We start from the raw sequence: 15,706 nt of genomic DNA on the forward strand, positions 1-15,706 counted from the left end.
GCTTGAAAACAAACCGGGCAAGTGGTCATCCCACTTGCCCGGCTTAATTTACCGACGCGTTACCGGTGTTAGCCGATGAACTTGCGCGCGTTACGGAACATGCGCATCCACGGCGAGTCCTCGCCCCAGCCGTCCGGATGCCACGAGTTCTGCACCGTGCGGAATACGCGTTCCGCGTGCGGCATCATGACCGTGAAGCGGCCGTCGGCCGTGGTTACCGACGTCAAGCCCTGCGGCGAACCGTTCGGGTTGAATGGATAGACTTCGGTGGCGGCGCCACGGTTGTCGACGAAGCGCAGCGCGGCAATGGCTTCGCCGATATTGCCGGTTTGCGAGAAGTCCGCAAAGCCTTCGCCGTGCGCGATGGCGATCGGCGTTTGCGTGCCGGCCATGCCCTGGAAGAAGATCGACGGCGAATCCAGCACTTCCACCATCGAGAAGCGCGCTTCGAATTTCTCCGACTTGTTCGTCGTGAACTTCGGCCAGGCGTGGGCGCCAGGAATGATGGATTTCAGGTTGCTCATCATCTGGCAGCCGTTGCAGACGCCCAGGCCGAACGTGTCGGTACGGGCGAAAAATGCCGCGAACTGGTCCGACATGGCCGGGTTGAACAGGATGGACTTGGCCCAGCCTTCGCCCGCGCCCAGCACGTCGCCGTACGAGAAACCGCCCACGGCGATCAAGCCCTGGAAGTCGGCCAGCTTGACGCGGCCGGCGATCAAATCACTCATGTGCACGTCGATCGCGGTGAAGCCGGCCTGGTGCATGACCCACGCGGTCTCGATGTGCGAGTTGACGCCCTGCTCGCGCAGGATCGCCACGCGTGGACGCACGCCCGTGGCCAGGAATGGCGCGGCGACATTCTCCGCCAGGTCGAACGTGACTTTCGGCGTCATGCCCGGGTCCTGTTCGTCCAGCAGGCGGTCGTATTCGGCATCGGCCGTGGCCGGGTTTTCACGCATGCGCGAAATGCGCCACGACGTTTCGCTCCACAGGCGGTGCAGTTCGGCGCGCGGTTGCGCGTAAATGATTTTCGCGTCGCGGGTAAATTCCACCAGGCCACGGTCGTTCAGCTTGCCGATGATGTGGCTGCACGCGCCCAGGTTGAAGGTACGCAGCACGTCCATCACGTCGGATTTCTCGGACGCGCGAACCTGGATCACGGCGCCCAGTTCTTCATTGAACAGCGCGCGCAGGGTCTGGTCGTTGCGGCGTTCGCCCACCTGCGCCGTCCAGTTCTTGGCGTCGCCGTGGTCGGCGCCATGCCCCTCTTCCAGGGTCAGGATGTCCAGGTTGACGGACACGCCGGCACGGCCGGCAAACGCCATTTCCACCAGGGTCGCGTACAGGCCGCCGTCGGAACGGTCGTGGTACGCCAGCAGCTTGCCATCCTTGTTGAGTTTCTGGATCGCCGCGAAGAAGCCTTTCAAGTCTTCCGCGCTGTCCACGTCCGGGCTGGTGTTGCCCAGCTGACCCAGCACCTGCGCCAGGCTGGACGCGCCCATGCGGTTCTTGCCGCGGCCCAGGTCGATCAGGATCAGCGACGTGTCGCCCAGGTCGGTACGCAGTTGCGGCGTCAGCGTTTTGCGTACGTCATACACTTGCGCAAAGCCGGAGACGATCAGCGACACCGGCGACGTCACGGCTTTGGCTTCGCCGTCGTCTTTCCACGTGGTGCGCATCGACAGCGAATCCTTGCCGACCGGGATCGAGATGCCCAGGTCCGGGCACAGTTCCATACCGACCGCTTTCACGGTGTCGAACAGCGCCGCATCCTGGCCGGGCTGGCCGCAGGCCGCCATCCAGTTGGCCGACAGCTTGATGTTGGAAATATCGTCGATCGGGGCTGCCGCCAGGTTGGTGATGGTTTCACCGACCGCCATGCGGCCCGAGGCCGGCGCATCGATCACGGCCAGCGGCGTACGCTCGCCCATCGCCATCGCTTCGCCCACATAGCCTTCATAGCTCAGGGTCGTCACGGCGCAATCGGCCACCGGCACCTGCCATGGGCCGACCATCTGGTCGCGCACGGACATGCCGCCCACGGAACGGTCGCCAATCGTGATCAGGAACGATTTGTCGGCCACGGTCGGCAGTAGCAGCACGCGCTTGGCGGCGTCGTCCAGCGCCACACCCGTCAAGTCCAGCGCCGGGTAATCGTTTTGCACGTGGTGCACGTCGCGGTGCATTTTCGGCGGTTTGCCCAGCAACACGTCCATCGGCATGTCGACCGGCGCATTGCCCAGCTCATTGTCCACCAGCTTCAGCTGGCGCTCTTCGGTCGCCACGCCCACCACGGCGAACGGGCAGCGCTCGCGTTCGCACAGGGCCTGGAATACCGGCAAGCTGTCCGGCGCAATCGCCAGCACGTAGCGTTCCTGCGATTCGTTGGACCAGATTTCTTTCGGCGACATGCCGGATTCTTCCAGCGGCACCTTGCGCAAATCGAAGATCGCGCCGCGCTTGGCGTCGTTGGTGATTTCCGGGAACGCGTTGGACAGGCCGCCCGCACCCACGTCGTGGATGGAAATGATCGGGTTCTGCTCTTCCAGCTGCCAGCAGCCGTTGATGACTTCCTGCGCACGGCGTTCCATTTCCGGGTTGCCGCGCTGCACCGAGTCGAAGTCCAGGTCCGCCGTGTTGGTGCCGGTCGCCATCGACGACGCCGCCGCGCCGGCCATGCCGATGCGCATGCCGGGGCCGCCCAGCTGAATCAGCAGCGAACCGACCGGGATGTCGTTCTTGTGCGTGTGCTTGGCCGAAATATTGCCGATACCGCCGGCAATCATGATCGGCTTGTGGTAGCCATACACGGTGTCGTGCGCGCCGGCGTACGGCTTGCCGACGTTTTGTTCATAGGTACGGAAGTAACCGCCCAGCACCGGACGGCCGAATTCGTTCGAGAACGCGGCGCCGCCCAGCGGGCCGTCGATCATGATCTGCAATGGCGACGCGATGCGGTCCGGCTTGCCGTATACGGGCGCGTTGCCACGGCCGCCGACGGGCGCCGTCACGGCTTGCGCGTTTTCCCATGGCTGGACTGCGCCCGGCAGCATCAGGTTCGAGACCGTGAAGCCCGTCAGGCCGGCTTTCGGCTTCGCGCCACGGCCGGTCGCGCCTTCGTCACGGATTTCACCACCGGCGCCGGTGGACGCGCCAGGGAACGGCGAAATCGCGGTCGGGTGGTTGTGCGTTTCCACTTTCATCAGCGTGTGGATCAGCTCGGACGACGCGCCATATTCATGGCCTTCGCCGCGCGGGAAGAAGCGCGTGACTTCCGAACCTTCCATGATCGACGAGTTGTCGCTGTACGCCACGATGGTGCCTTTCGGCTGCTTTTCGTGGGTGTTCTTGATCATCTTGAACAGCGACTTGTCTTGCGCAACGCCGTCGATAGTCCAGTCCGCATTGAAGATCTTGTGGCGGCAATGTTCGCTGTTCGCCTGCGCAAACATCATCAATTCCACGTCGGTCGGATTACGCTGTGCCTTGGTGAAGGCGTCCAGCAGGTAATCGATCTCGTCGTCGGACAATGCCAGGCCCAGGTCGGTGTTGGCTTTTTCCAGCGCCATGCGGCCGGCGCCGATCACGTCGATGGATTCCAGCGGACGCGCTTCCAGTGCGCCGAACAGGCCGGCGGCTTCGTCGGCGTGGCGCAGCACGGATTCCGTCATGCGGTCATGCAACAGCGCGGCAACCTGTTCCGCCTGCTCGGCCGACATCTTGCCCGCGCCGATACCGGTGCCGAGGAAACCCGCTTTCAGGTGGACACGGAACGCAATGCCGCGCTCGACGCGGTGGATATGCGCCATGCCGCAGTTGTGCACAATATCGGTGGCTTTCGATGCCCACGGCGAAATGGTGCCGAAGCGCGGAATCACGACGAATTCTTCGACAGGGCTGTCGTGGTGTTCGGCGTGCGCCGGTTCGCCATACGTCAGCAAGCCTTGCAGGCGGCGGGTATCGTCTTCGGAGACCGAGACGGCATCGATGAAGTGCAGGTAGCGCGCTTGCACACCGGTGACGGCGGGCAGGACGGCTTGCAGTTGGTTGAGGAGGCGTTGGCTGCGGAAGGCGGACAGGGCGTTGGAACCCGGCAAAATCAGCATGGTGGGGGACGTGGTTAGGCGACTTGTGGCCGCGGATAATAAAGAGGAAACAATGAAATCTGTGAAGCTTAAAATCCGTTGCCCGGCATTATACCTTTTTCACCCCTCTCCGGACAGGGCAAGCCAGTGACACCCTGTACACGAAATTGCTTGTCTGACACACCATCGTGCCCGCAAAGCAACATTTTTTACCCCCGCCACCCTAAAGTCGCGCCGGCCCGTGCCGAAAAAGCTGCAAGCCCTGCATTTTTGCCTATCCTTAGAGTATGCTGGAGCAAAGTTTCCTGATGCCCGCCCGCAACTTAGCCAGGCTTGGGAACTTGTAAAAACTGTCGGATGCGCAGGTTTTGCAAGATTCCTTCACGAGAGAAAACTATGCCAGACTATAGCAATTTGTCGATCCTGATCGTCGACCCCAACCAGGGTATGCGCGCCAGTCTGCACAACATGCTGAGCATGCTGTACATCACCAAGGTGGACGACGCCGTCAGCGCCGGTACGGCGATCCGCCAGCTCAGTAAGAAGTCATACGATGTGATCCTCTGCGAATACGACCTTGGCAGCGGGTCCGGTGATTCCGGACAGGATGGCCAGCAACTGCTGGAAGACTTGCGTAACAATAAAGTCATCGCGCAGTGGACCATCTTCATCATGCTGACGTCCGAAGGCGTGTATGGCCGCGTGATCGGCGCGGCCGAGTTGCTGCCCACGGATTACATCCTCAAGCCGTTCACCGTTGAAACGCTGTCGCAGCGCTTCGGCAAGGCGCTGGAACGGCGCGCCGTCTTCCTGCCCGTGTACCAGCAGATCGGTCAGGGCAAGATCAAGGAAGCCATCACGGCCTGCCTGGCCGCCGAAACCGCCCAGCCCCGCTACGCGGCCGATTTTGCCCGCCTGCGTGCGGAATTGCTGCAATCGATCGGCCAGATCGCTGCGGCCGAACTGGCCTATGCGTCCGTGCTGCAAACCAAGCAGATCGGCTGGGCCCAGCTGGGCCAGGCGCGCTGCATGCACTTGTTGAAACGCCATTCGGAAGCCCAGGCGGGACTGGAAGCGCTGATCGCATCCAACCCGCGCTTCATGGCGGCCTACGATTTGCTGTCCAAGGTGCACCGCGCCCAGGGCAATGACGAAGCGGCCAAGCACGTGCTGCAGGATGCGATTGCGATTTCCCCCAACATGGTGGGCCGCCTGCGCAACCTGGGCGAAGTGGCGCTGGCGACCGGTGACGTCGAAGGCGCGGAAAAAGCCTACAAACAAGTGGTGGCGAAAGCCAAATACTCGGAATTCCGCGATCCGGAAGACCATTTGAACCTGGTGCGCACCTTGGTCACCAAGGGCGACGCCAATGGCGCGGCGGGCGTGGTGCGCGACATGGAACGGTCGCTGCGCGCCAGTCCGAACGTGGACGTGTGCCGCGCGTTCTCCGCGGCGCTGGTGCAGGAAATGAATGGCAACGCGGAAGGCGCCGTGGCCGAACTGACGACGGCGCTGGCGGCGCTGGGCGAGGCGCGCGTGTCGAACAGCCTGAAACTGGGCCTGGCGCAATCGCTGATGTCGAACCAGATGGACGACCAGGCCAATGCCGTGTTCTCGGCGTTGACGGCCGACGCCAGCAGCGGCATCACGGATGCGCAAGTGGTGGCCCTGTGTGAAAAGGCCGGACGGACCGACCTGGCCGAACGCTATGGCAAGAAAGTCGATTCCGAAGTGGATGCGATGGTGCGTAAGGCGGCGGAAAAATCCCGTTCCGGCGATCTCAAAGGCGCCGTGGCCGTCATGCAGGAAGCGCTGCGCCGCCGTCCCGACAATACCGGGCTGTGGGCGGTGGCGTCCACCGCCATGCTGCGCCAGATCACCGACCTTGGCTGGGACGGTCCCCTGGCCGCCCAGGCCGCGGGCTTGCTCAAGCGCATGCGCGAAGACAATCCTTCCCACCCGTTGCTGGCCGGCCTGATCGCCCAATACCAGGCGGCCCGCCAGAAGTACAATGTTGCTCCCCCGGCTACCGCGGCCCCGCCGCAGCAGCCAGCCCATGTTGAAAGCCGCTGATGCAGGATTACGCAGAATTATCCGTCTTATTGATCGACCCCAGCCAGGCCATGCGCACCAACCTGCGCGGCATGCTGAACCAGGCTGGTATTGTCCGTGTCGACGACGCCCTGTCGGCCGGCACGGCGATCCGCCAGATCAGCAAGAAGCAATACGACATCATTTTGTGCGAATACGACTTGTCCGGCGGTGTCGGCGACGGCGGACAGGATGGCCAGCAATTGCTGGAAGACTTGCGCCTGCACGACATCCTGTCCCGCTGGTCGATCTTTTTCATGCTGACGTCCGAAGGGGCGTACAGCAAGGTGGTCAGCGCGGCCGAACTGGCGCCCAACGATTACATCCTCAAGCCGTTTACGCTGGAAATCCTGATGCAGCGGATCGCCCGCGCCATCGGCCGCCGCACGGCTTTTACCCCCGTCTACCAGTTGCTGGACCAGGGCATGGTGCGCGAAGCGATTGCCGCCACCCGCGCCGGCGAAGGCAGCCACCCGCGCCTGGCCACGGAATTTGGCCGTCTGCGCGCGGACTTGCATTTCAGCCTGGGCGAACTGGCGGAAGCGGAACTGATTTACCACACGATCCTGGCTGGCCGTCCGATCGGCTGGGCGCACCTGGGCCTGGCGCGCTGCCAGTTCGGCACCGGACGCTACGATGAGGCCGTGCTGACCCTGGATAAATTGATCAGCCAGAACCCGAAATTCATGGCCGCCTACGACTTGCTGGCCCGCACGCACGAGGCGCTGGGCCAGCCGGCCCAGGCCAAGCGCGTGCTGGAAGAAGCCGTCGCGATTTCGCCGCACATGGTGCACCGCCTGCGCCACCTGGGCACGGTGGCATATGACGCGGGCGACCCTGCCGTATCGGAAAAAGCATTCAAGCAAGTGGTGGCCAAGGCCAAGTATTCGGAATTCCGCGATCCGGAAGACCACGTCAACCTGGTGAAAGCCCTGATCAAGAAGGGCGATCCGAACCAGGCGGGCGGCGTGATCCGCGACCTGGAGCGTTCGCTGCGGGGCAACGACAACCTGGAAGCGTGCCGCGCGATTTCATCCGCCCTGCTGCTGGAAAGCATGGGCAACGGCAACGCCGCCATCTCGGAATTGAACGCAGCAGTCGCGGCCGTCTATGGCGCGCGCGGCCTGTCGCGCCGTATCCGGCTGGGGCTGGTGGATTCGTGCCTGCAATACAAGCTGGACAAGGATGCGGCCGGCGTCGTGATCGGCATGATGAATGACGACAACGATGCGCTGTCGCTGGAAGACGCGGTGGGCGTGTTTGAAAAGGCGGGCCGCCACGACCTGGCGCGCGGCGTCGGCGAAACCGTCAACCTGCAGGTGGGCGAATTGCTGGACAGCGCCGCCAGCCAGATGGAACAGGGCGACCACAAATCCGCCGTGTCCACCCTCAGTCTGGCGCTGCGCAAGGCGCCGAACAATCTGCCCGTGCTGTACGCGACGATCGGCGCCATGGTGCGCCAGCTCGACGAACTGGGCTGGGAAGCCGGCACCGGCGAACAGGCTGGCGTGCTGTTGCAGCGGCTGGGACGGATGGATGGGGACAACGAGGAATTCGACCGGCTGGTGCAGCAGTATTCGGGTACGCAGCGCAAGTACGGGATTTCCACCACCGCGTAATACGCGCGCCGCGGCGGCATATTCCCGCCGCGGCGCCACACCATTGTTACGCCATGCCGTAACCGCCACCGCCCGGCGTTTCCACCACAAACACGTCGCCCACACCCATTTCCGTCTTGCCGATATGCCCCAGCTGCTCGACGGAACCATCGCTGCGCAACACGTAGTTGCGCCCCTTGTCGCCCTCCCCGCCGCCGGCCATGCCGAATGGCGCATATAACCGGTTGTTCGACAGGATCGCCGCCGTCATCGGTTCGAGGAAGCGCATTTTACGGGTGCCGCCATTGCCGCCCTGCCAGCACCCCTTGCCACCGGAACCATCGCGGATTTCATAGCTGTCCAGCCGCACGGGGAAGCGGAATTCCAGCACTTCCGGGTCGGTCAGGCGTGAATTGGTCATATTGGTCTGTACCACGGAGGTGCCGTCGAACCCGTCGCCGGCGCCGGAACCGCCGCTGATGGTTTCGTAATACTGGTAGCGCGCGTTACCGAACGTGAAATTGTTCATCGTGCCCTGCGACGCCGCCAGCACGCCCAGCGCGCCATACAGCGCATTGGTGATGCAGGTCGACGTCTCGACGTTGCCCGACACCACCGACGCCGGGTAATGGGGATTGAGCATCGAGCCGGATGGAATGATGACGTTCAACGGCTTCAGGCAGCCCGCGTTCAGGGGGATGTCGTCATCGACCAGCGTGCGGAACACATACAGCACGGCCGCCATGCAGACCGCCGATGGCGCGTTGAAATTGTTGTCCAGTTGCGGCGACGTGCCGGTAAAGTCGATTTCCGCGCTGCGGCCTGCGCGGTCCACCCGCACCGCCACCTGGATTTGCGCGCCGTTATCGAGTGGCAAAGTGAAGTGGCCGTCGTGCAGCGCGCTGATCACGCGGCGCACGGCCTCTTCCGCGTTATCCTGCACGTGGCGCATGTATGCCTGCACCACGTCGAGGCCGAAATGCGCGACCATCTTGCGCAATTCATCGACGCCCTTCTGGTTGGCGGCAATCTGCGCGCGCAAGTCCGCCATGTTCTGGTCAGGATTGCGGGCAGGCCATTTGGCGCCGGCCAGCAGCGCGCGGGCTTCTACGTCGCGCAAACGACCACCCTCGGCGCCGTCGACCAGCTTGAAATTGTCGATCAGCACACCTTCGTCTTCGATGCTGCGCGAATCCGGCGGCATCGAGCCGGGTGTGGTGCCGCCGATGTCCGCGTGGTGGCCGCGCGATCCCACGTAGAACAGGATGGACTGGCCGGCCTCGTCGAACACGGGGGTAATCACCGTCACATCCGGCAAGTGGGTGCCGCCGTTGTACGGGTCGTTCAGCATGTAGACATCGCCCGGCGCCATCCTGCCTGCATTTTCCCTCATGACGGTCTTGATGCTTTCACCCATGGAGCCCAGGTGCACCGGCATATGCGGCGCATTGGCGATCAGGTTGCCGTCCGCATCGAAGATCGCGCACGAGAAATCCAGGCGCTCCTTGATGTTGACGGAATATGCCGTGTTTTGCAGCCGCAGACCCATTTGCTCGGCAATCGACATGAACAGGTTGTTGAACACTTCCAGCATGACGGGATCGGCCGTGGTGCCGATGGCGCGCCGTTCCGGCAGCGGCAACACGCGGCGCAGCACCAGGTGGTCTTGCGGCGTGACCTGCGCCTGCCAGCCCGGCTCCACCACGGTGGTCGCATTGGCTTCCGCGATGATCGCGGGACCGTCGATGACGTCGCCAATGCGCGTGTCGTCGCGGCGGTACAACGGCGCATCGCGCCATTTTCCCGCGCCGTACATGCGCACCACGCCATGCGCGCGCAGGCCACCGTCGCGCGGCGCCTGTTCCGGCGTGGCTGGCGGCGGCGCGTCCGATGCGCCGACCGCCTCGACCGACACGGCTTCGATGACCAGCGCCTTGTGCGGCATCAGGAACGAAAAGCGCTTGCGGTACGCCGCCTCGAACTGGGCCTGCATGTCACCCAGGCTGCCGAACAGCACGATCAGCGCGGAATCCGTCCCTTCATAGCGCAAGTGCACGCGGTCGATCAGCGCGATGCGTTCGTCCGCCACGCCCTGGCGCAGCAATTCGCCGCGCGCCTCCTGGCCCAGCGCATCGAGGCGGGCCCGCAATGGTGATTCGACGCCCTGCTCCATGCGGATTTCCAGCGCCTGTTCGCGCATCGCGGCCTGGTCCGCCAGCCCCATGCCATAGGCCGACAGCACGCCCGCCAGCGAATGGATGAACACGGTCTTCATGCCCAGGGCATCGGCCACCAGGCACGCGTGCTGGCCGCCCGCGCCGCCAAAGCTGGTCAGCGTGTATTCGGTGACGTCGTGGCCGCGCTGCACGGAAATCTGCTTGATGGCGTTGGCCATGTTGCCGACAGCGATTTCTATAAAGCCCGCCGCCACTTCGTCGGCGCCGATCGGCTTGCCGGTGGCGGCATGGATGTCGGCGGCCATGGCCGCGAAACGCCGCTTGACTTCATCGCGGTCCAGCATTTGTTTGCCGTCCGCGCCGAACAGTTTCGGGAAGTGTTCCGGCTGGATCTTGCCCAGCATGACATTGCAATCCGTGACGGCCAGCGGGCCGCCGCGGCGGTAACTGGCCGGGCCGGGGTTCGCGCCCGCACTGTCGGGGCCCACGCGGAAACGGCTGCCGTCGAAATGCAGGATCGAGCCGCCACCGGCCGCCACCGTATGGATGCTCATCATGGGTGCGCGCATCCGCACGCCGGCCACTTGCGTTTCAAACACCCGCTCGAATTCACCGGAATAATGCGACACGTCGGTCGACGTGCCGCCCATGTCGAAGCCGATGATCTTGTCAAAGCCCGCCAGGCGGCTGGCCCGCACCATGCCGACGATGCCGCCGGCCGGACCGCTGAGGATGGAATCCTTGCCCTGGAAAGCGCGGGCATCGGCCAGGCCGCCATTGGATTGCATGAATTGCAAGTTCAGGCCCGGCAATTCGCTGGCCACCTGGTCGACATAGCGGCGCAGGATGGGCGACAGGTAGGCGTCCACCACCGTGGTGTCGCCGCGCGCCACCAGTTTCATCATGGGACTGACCAGATGGGACACGGAAATTTGTGTAAAGCCGATGTCGCGCGCGATCCCGGCCACGCGGGCTTCATGCGCCGTGTGACGGTAGCCGTGCATGAAGGCAATGGCCAGCGAGCGCATGCCGCTGTCGAACGCGGCTTGCAGCCCGGCGCGCGCAGTCTGCTCATCGAGCGGCGTCACCAGCTCGCCGTGCGCGCCGATGCGCTCATCGATTTCCACCACGCGGGAATACAGCAATTCCGGCAGCACGATGTGCCGCTCAAACAGCCGGGGACGGTTCTGGTAGGCGATCCGCAGCGCATCGCGGAAGCCGCGCGTGATGGCCAGCACCGTGGGTTCGCCCTTGCGCTCCAGCAGCGCGTTGGTGGCTACCGTGGTGCCCATTTTCACCGCTTCGATGCGGCCGGCCGGCACCGGTTCGCCGGCCGCCACGCCCAGCAAATGGCGGATGCCGGCAATGGCGGCGTCGCGGTACTGTTCAGGATTCTCGGACAACAGCTTATGCGTGCGCAGTTTGCCGTCAGGCATCCGCGCAACGATGTCGGTAAACGTGCCGCCGCGGTCGATCCAGAATTGCCAGTCCATGTGCTCCCCTAGGGAATGTTGAAGGGCATATTGTAGTGCGCCGGCATGTCGATCCGCCATGTGTATTTGGCGTTAAAATGACACACCCACATACAGGAAACCATTACATGAATCCACTGTATAGCGTCGCTGAAATCCGCGCCATCGAGTATGCTGCGGCGCAGCGTTTACCGGCCGGTGCATTGATGCAGCGGGCGGGCCAGGCGGCGGCCAATGCGGCGCTGGACATGCTGCCGTTTTCCACCAGCCGCGCCAGGGTGCTGGTGCTGGCCGGTCCCGGCAACAATGGCGGCGATGCGCTGGAAGTGGCGGCCCACCTCGCGTTCGCCGGCGCCCAAGTGAGCGTCCAGCATTACGGCTGCGAGGATGCAGGCGGCCATTGCAGTCCCGAACGGGAAGCGGCCTTGCAGCGCGCCCGGGGCAGCACGGCGAAATTCGAACGGCTGGCGCCGGAAACGCTGGCGCAGCACGACTGGAACCTGGTGATCGACGGCCTGTTCGGCATCGGCTTGGCGCGCGCCATCGAAGGCGACATGCGCGCGCTGGTGGAAGCCGTCAATGCGCTGCCATGCAACCGCTTCGCGCTCGACGTGCCCAGCGGGCTCGATGCGGATACCGGCGCCATCGTGGGTCCGGACGGCGTGGCCGTGCAAGCCACGCATACCATCACGTATATCGCGGACAAGGCCGGCCTGTACACGTGCGCCGGGCGCGATTACGCGGGCGACGTGCAGGTGGCGCGGCTCGATATCGATGCGGCGCTGTATCCGTCCACGCGCTGCCATTTGAATGACGTGAAATTTTTCGCGCGCCACCTGGCCAAGCGCCGCCACAACACGCACAAGGGCAGCTATGGCAACGTCGCCGTGATTGGCGGCGCGCCCGGCATGGGCGGCGCCATCACGCTGGCCGCGCGGGCCGCGCTGATGTCGGGCGCCGGCCGCGTGTATGCATGCCATATCGATGTACCGCCCGCTTACGACAGCACGCAGCCGGAATTGATGCTGCGCCGTGCGCAGGAATTCGAGATGGAGGGCGCCGTGGTGGTGGCCGGCCCCGGGCTGGGCGCCAGTGAGGACAGCCGCGCGGCGCTGGCGCGGGCCGTGCGCAGCACCGCGCCCCTGCTGCTCGACGCCGATGCGCTGAACTTGCTGGCGGAAGACAATGCGTTACAGGCCACCGTGGCGGAACGGGCCGCGCCGACCGTCATCACGCCGCACCCGCTGGAAGCTGCGCGGCTGTTGGGCATCTCGGCGCAAGCGGTGCAATGCAACCGCCCCGGCATGGCGCGCGACCTGGCGGCGCGCTTGCGCGCCATGGTGGTATTGAAAGGGTCCGGCACCGTGCTGGCAAAGCCGGATGGCCATACCGTGGTCAATACCACGGGCAATCCCGCGCTGGCCACGGCCGGCACGGGCGACGTGCTGGCGGGCCTGTGCGGCAGCTTGCTGGCGCAAGGATGGCCCGCGTGGGAAGCGGCGTTATCGTCCGTGTGGCTGCACGGCATGGCGGCCGACGTGCTGGTAACGGAAGGACTGGGCCCGATCGGCGTGACCGCCAGCGAACTGATCCCGGCAATCCGCACCGCCCTGAACCGCATGGTGCACATGCACGGCCGCTGAGCCCGAAATGGCCACAGGCTATGCCCCGCAGGGCGGTTTTGCCAAGGGCAAAGCCGCCATGCACGCAGCCCGCCGAAGTCTAAGCGAGCCGCCCCGCAGCGATCGTCAACGCCCTTCCACACCGCGCCGCCACGGCGGGATCATGCGTCACCAGCACCAGGGTCGATCCCTTTTCCCGGTTCAGCTCGAACATCAACCCGATCACCGCCTCCCCTGTCGCCGCATCCAGGCTGCCGGTCGGTTCATCGGCAAACAGCAACGGCGGCTCGCCCACGAAGGCGCGCGCCAGCGCGACCCGCTGCTGCTCGCCGCCGGACAGGAATTTCGGATAATGGCGCAGCCGCGATGACAGCCCCACCCGCGCCAGCATGGCTTGCGCCTTCGCCTTTGCCGCCGGATCGCCCGCCAGTTCCAGCGGCAACATGACGTTTTCCAGCGCCGTCAAATGCGCCAGCAACTGGAAATTCTGGAACACGAACCCCAGCTTGGCCTTGCGCAGCGCGGCGCGGCCATCTTCGTCGAGGGCATAGATATCGCAGCCGTCGAGCAACACGCGGCCGGCGGTGGGCGTGTCGAGGCCGGCCAGCAAACCCAATAGCGTGGACTTGCCACTGCCGGATGCCCCGACAATGGCGACCGTTTCCCCGTGTTGCACGGTAAAATCCACGCTGTGCAATATAGTCAGTTCCCCGCTGGCATCGGCCACGGTTTTGCCGAGGCCGGTCACGGCGATCGCCGCGCGGGGGCTGGTGTAGTCACCATTTTTCGAATTGGGAAAGTCAGGCATGTTGGAATTCATTCGTCGTATGCGCCGGTCGTTGTGGCTGCCGCTGTTTGTCGTGCTGTGCCTGGGCATGGCCCCGAGCGCTCATTCTGCACCAAAAAAAGTCCTGGTGGTGGGCGACAGCCTGTCTGCCGAATATGGGCTGGCCGCCGGCACGGGCTGGGTTGCCCTGCTGGGCGACAAGATCAGGCAGCAAAAGCTGGATGCGGAAATCGTCAACGCCAGCGTCAGCGGTGAAACCACCAGTGGCGGGCGCACCCGCCTGCCGGCGCTGTTAAAGAAGCACCAGCCGGATGTCGTCGTCATCGAACTGGGCGCCAATGACGGCTTGCGCGGCCTGCCGGTGGCGGCCGCCGAAGCCAACCTGCGCGCGATGGTCGACCAGGCGCGGGGCGCCGGCGCCAAGGTGCTGCTGGTGGGCATGCGCATGCCGCCGAACTATGGCCGCGACTACGCGGAAAAATTCTTCGCCATGTTCGGCACGTTGAGCCGCGACGTGAAAACGCCGCTGGCGCCGTTCATGCTCGACGGCGTGGCCGACAAGACCGACCTGTTCCAGCCGGACCGCCTGCATCCGCTGGCCAAGGCACATCCCATTATCCTGGGCAATATCTGGCCCCATTTGCAGCCGCTGCTGAAAGCGAAATAAGCACCACATGAAATATCCCGAGTTACTGAAGTTCGACGACATCGTCGGCCAGCTGGACCAGTTCGACGCGATCATCGATGCGCGCAGCCCGTCCGAATACGCACTGGACCATTTGCCGGGCGCCATCAATTGCCCCGTGCTGGACGATGCGGAGCGGGTGCTGGTCGGCACCACCTATAAACAGGTGGGTGCGTTCGAAGCAAAGAAAATCGGCGCGGCCATCGTGGCGCGCAATATCGGCAAGCACCTGGAAACACTGTGGCAAGACAAGCCGCGCGAGTGGCGGCCGTTGATTTATTGCTGGCGTGGCGGCAACCGCAGCGGTTCCATGGCCCACATCCTGGCGAAAGTCGGCTGGCCCGTGGTGCAGCTCGATGGCGGTTACAAGGACTACCGCCATTATGTGGCGGCCGCGCTGGAACAAGTCCCGCCGCTGGATTTGCGCGTGGTGTGCGGCACCACCGGCAGCGGCAAGAGCCGCCTGCTGCAAACCCTGGAAACCGTGGGTGCACAGGTGCTGGACCTGGAACAGCTGGCGGCGCACCGCGGCTCCGTGCTGGGCCGTATCCCCAGCCATCCGCAGCCGACGCAGAAAATGTTTGAAAGCGCCATCTGGGACCGCTTGCGCCGCTTCGATCCCAGCCGCCCGGTGTTTGTGGAATCCGAGAGCAAGAAGGTGGGCGAGTTGCGCGTGCCGGCGGCGCTGATCGACCGCATGCGGGCATCGCCCTGCATTGCGCTGCAGTTGTCGCGCCCGCACCGGGTGCAATTACTGATGGAAGACTACGCTCACTTCACGCAGGATGCGCAGGCGCTGAACGAGCAGCTGGGTTATCTGACCAGCCTGCACGGCAAGGAGAAGATCGGCGCCTGGCAAGCGCTGGCCAATGAAGGCCGCATGGCGGAGCTGGTCGACGCGCTGCTGGCCGACCATTACGACCCCGCCTACCTGCGCTCCATTCACCGCAATTTCCCGCAGCTGGCGCAGGCCCAGGTACTCGACCTGCCGGGCATCGCGCCTGAAGACTTCCGCAACGCGGCGCTGTCGCTGCACGCCTGAATCAACGCTCCGCGCGTAAAAAAAAGGTTCTTCACGGATTGCCGGGAAACGCTGCTTTGATCTTCAGGAAGAAGAATTCCGAGTCGCGATAGCCATAGGCCATCCGTTTCATTACCTTTATCTTGTTGTTGATGCCCTCGAGCT

9 protein-coding genes are annotated in these 15,706 nt (G+C 64.3%); 5 read left to right on the forward strand and 4 right to left on the reverse strand.

Annotated features, from left to right (window positions below):
* Positions 1-68: 68 nt before the first annotated feature.
* Positions 69-4,109 (reverse strand): phosphoribosylformylglycinamidine synthase, encoded by a 4,041-nt coding sequence (purL, locus tag GJ700_RS26155; RefSeq protein ID WP_154379513.1) that lies wholly within the window; start codon positions 4,107-4,109, stop codon positions 69-71.
* 375 nt (positions 4,110-4,484) lie between these two features.
* Between purL and GJ700_RS26160 the strand changes: the two genes are divergently transcribed.
* Both GJ700_RS26160 and GJ700_RS26165 read left to right on the forward strand, forming a co-directional pair.
* Positions 4,485-6,161 carry a tetratricopeptide repeat-containing response regulator gene (locus tag GJ700_RS26160; RefSeq protein ID WP_154379515.1) on the forward strand — a complete coding sequence of 559 codons (1,677 nt, stop codon included), beginning with the start codon at positions 4,485-4,487 and terminating at the stop codon, positions 6,159-6,161.
* Positions 6,161-7,798, forward strand: coding sequence for a tetratricopeptide repeat protein (locus GJ700_RS26165; protein ID WP_154379517.1), 1,638 nt, complete (start codon positions 6,161-6,163; stop codon positions 7,796-7,798). The genes GJ700_RS26160 and GJ700_RS26165 overlap by 1 nt, the downstream gene beginning before the upstream one ends.
* A gap of 46 nt (positions 7,799-7,844) precedes the next feature.
* Here the strand turns inward: GJ700_RS26165 and GJ700_RS26170 are convergent, their stop codons facing one another.
* Positions 7,845-11,507 carry a hydantoinase B/oxoprolinase family protein gene (locus GJ700_RS26170; RefSeq protein ID WP_371868128.1) on the reverse strand — a complete coding sequence of 1,221 codons (3,663 nt, stop codon included), beginning with the start codon at positions 11,505-11,507 and terminating at the stop codon, positions 7,845-7,847.
* 47 nt (positions 11,508-11,554) lie between these two features.
* Here GJ700_RS26170 and GJ700_RS26175 point away from each other — a divergent pair, with 47 nt between their 5' ends.
* Positions 11,555-13,069 (forward strand): NAD(P)H-hydrate dehydratase, encoded by a 1,515-nt coding sequence (locus GJ700_RS26175; protein WP_154379521.1) that lies wholly within the window; start codon positions 11,555-11,557, stop codon positions 13,067-13,069.
* A gap of 79 nt (positions 13,070-13,148) precedes the next feature.
* Here the strand turns inward: GJ700_RS26175 and GJ700_RS26180 are convergent, their stop codons facing one another.
* Positions 13,149-13,856, reverse strand: coding sequence for an ABC transporter ATP-binding protein (locus tag GJ700_RS26180; protein WP_154379523.1), 708 nt, complete (start codon positions 13,854-13,856; stop codon positions 13,149-13,151).
* Here GJ700_RS26180 and GJ700_RS26185 point away from each other — a divergent pair.
* Together GJ700_RS26185 and mnmH are read left to right on the forward strand one after the other, a co-directional pair.
* Entirely contained in the window at positions 13,855-14,502 is a 648-nt protein-coding gene (locus GJ700_RS26185) for an arylesterase (protein WP_154379525.1), read from the forward strand. The genes GJ700_RS26180 and GJ700_RS26185 overlap by 2 nt on opposite strands.
* A 7-nt stretch (positions 14,503-14,509) precedes the next feature.
* On the forward strand, positions 14,510-15,562 hold the full coding sequence (gene mnmH, locus GJ700_RS26190; RefSeq protein ID WP_154379527.1) for a tRNA 2-selenouridine(34) synthase MnmH: 1,053 nt from the start codon (positions 14,510-14,512) through the stop codon (positions 15,560-15,562).
* A gap of 31 nt (positions 15,563-15,593) precedes the next feature.
* On the opposite strand, the gene GJ700_RS26195 is transcribed toward mnmH, so the two are convergent.
* Positions 15,594-15,706, reverse strand: a 113-nt coding sequence (locus GJ700_RS26195) for a transposase (protein WP_154379529.1), incomplete at its 5' end; no start/stop codon positions are given.

The organism is Pseudoduganella rivuli (assembly GCF_009674485.1).
Lineage (GTDB): Bacteria > Pseudomonadota > Gammaproteobacteria > Burkholderiales > Burkholderiaceae_D > Rugamonas > Rugamonas rivuli_B.

What these genes read in the sequence shown, in the direction of transcription:
- purL (WP_154379513.1), bottom strand. Translation starts at nt 4,109, where the DNA reads ATGCTGATTTTGCCGGGTTCCAACGCCCTGTCCGCCTTCCGCAGCCAA.
- GJ700_RS26160 (WP_154379515.1), top strand. Translation starts at nt 4,485, where the DNA reads ATGCCAGACTATAGCAATTTGTCGATCCTGATCGTCGACCCCAACCAG.
- GJ700_RS26165 (WP_154379517.1), top strand. Translation starts at nt 6,161, where the DNA reads ATGCAGGATTACGCAGAATTATCCGTCTTATTGATCGACCCCAGCCAG.
- GJ700_RS26170 (WP_371868128.1), bottom strand. Translation starts at nt 11,507, where the DNA reads ATGGCGGATCGACATGCCGGCGCACTACAATATGCCCTTCAACATTCC.
- GJ700_RS26175 (WP_154379521.1), top strand. Translation starts at nt 11,555, where the DNA reads ATGAATCCACTGTATAGCGTCGCTGAAATCCGCGCCATCGAGTATGCT.
- GJ700_RS26185 (WP_154379525.1), top strand. Translation starts at nt 13,855, where the DNA reads ATGTTGGAATTCATTCGTCGTATGCGCCGGTCGTTGTGGCTGCCGCTG.
- GJ700_RS26180 (WP_154379523.1), bottom strand. Translation starts at nt 13,856, where the DNA reads ATGCCTGACTTTCCCAATTCGAAAAATGGTGACTACACCAGCCCCCGC.
- mnmH (WP_154379527.1), top strand. Translation starts at nt 14,510, where the DNA reads ATGAAATATCCCGAGTTACTGAAGTTCGACGACATCGTCGGCCAGCTG.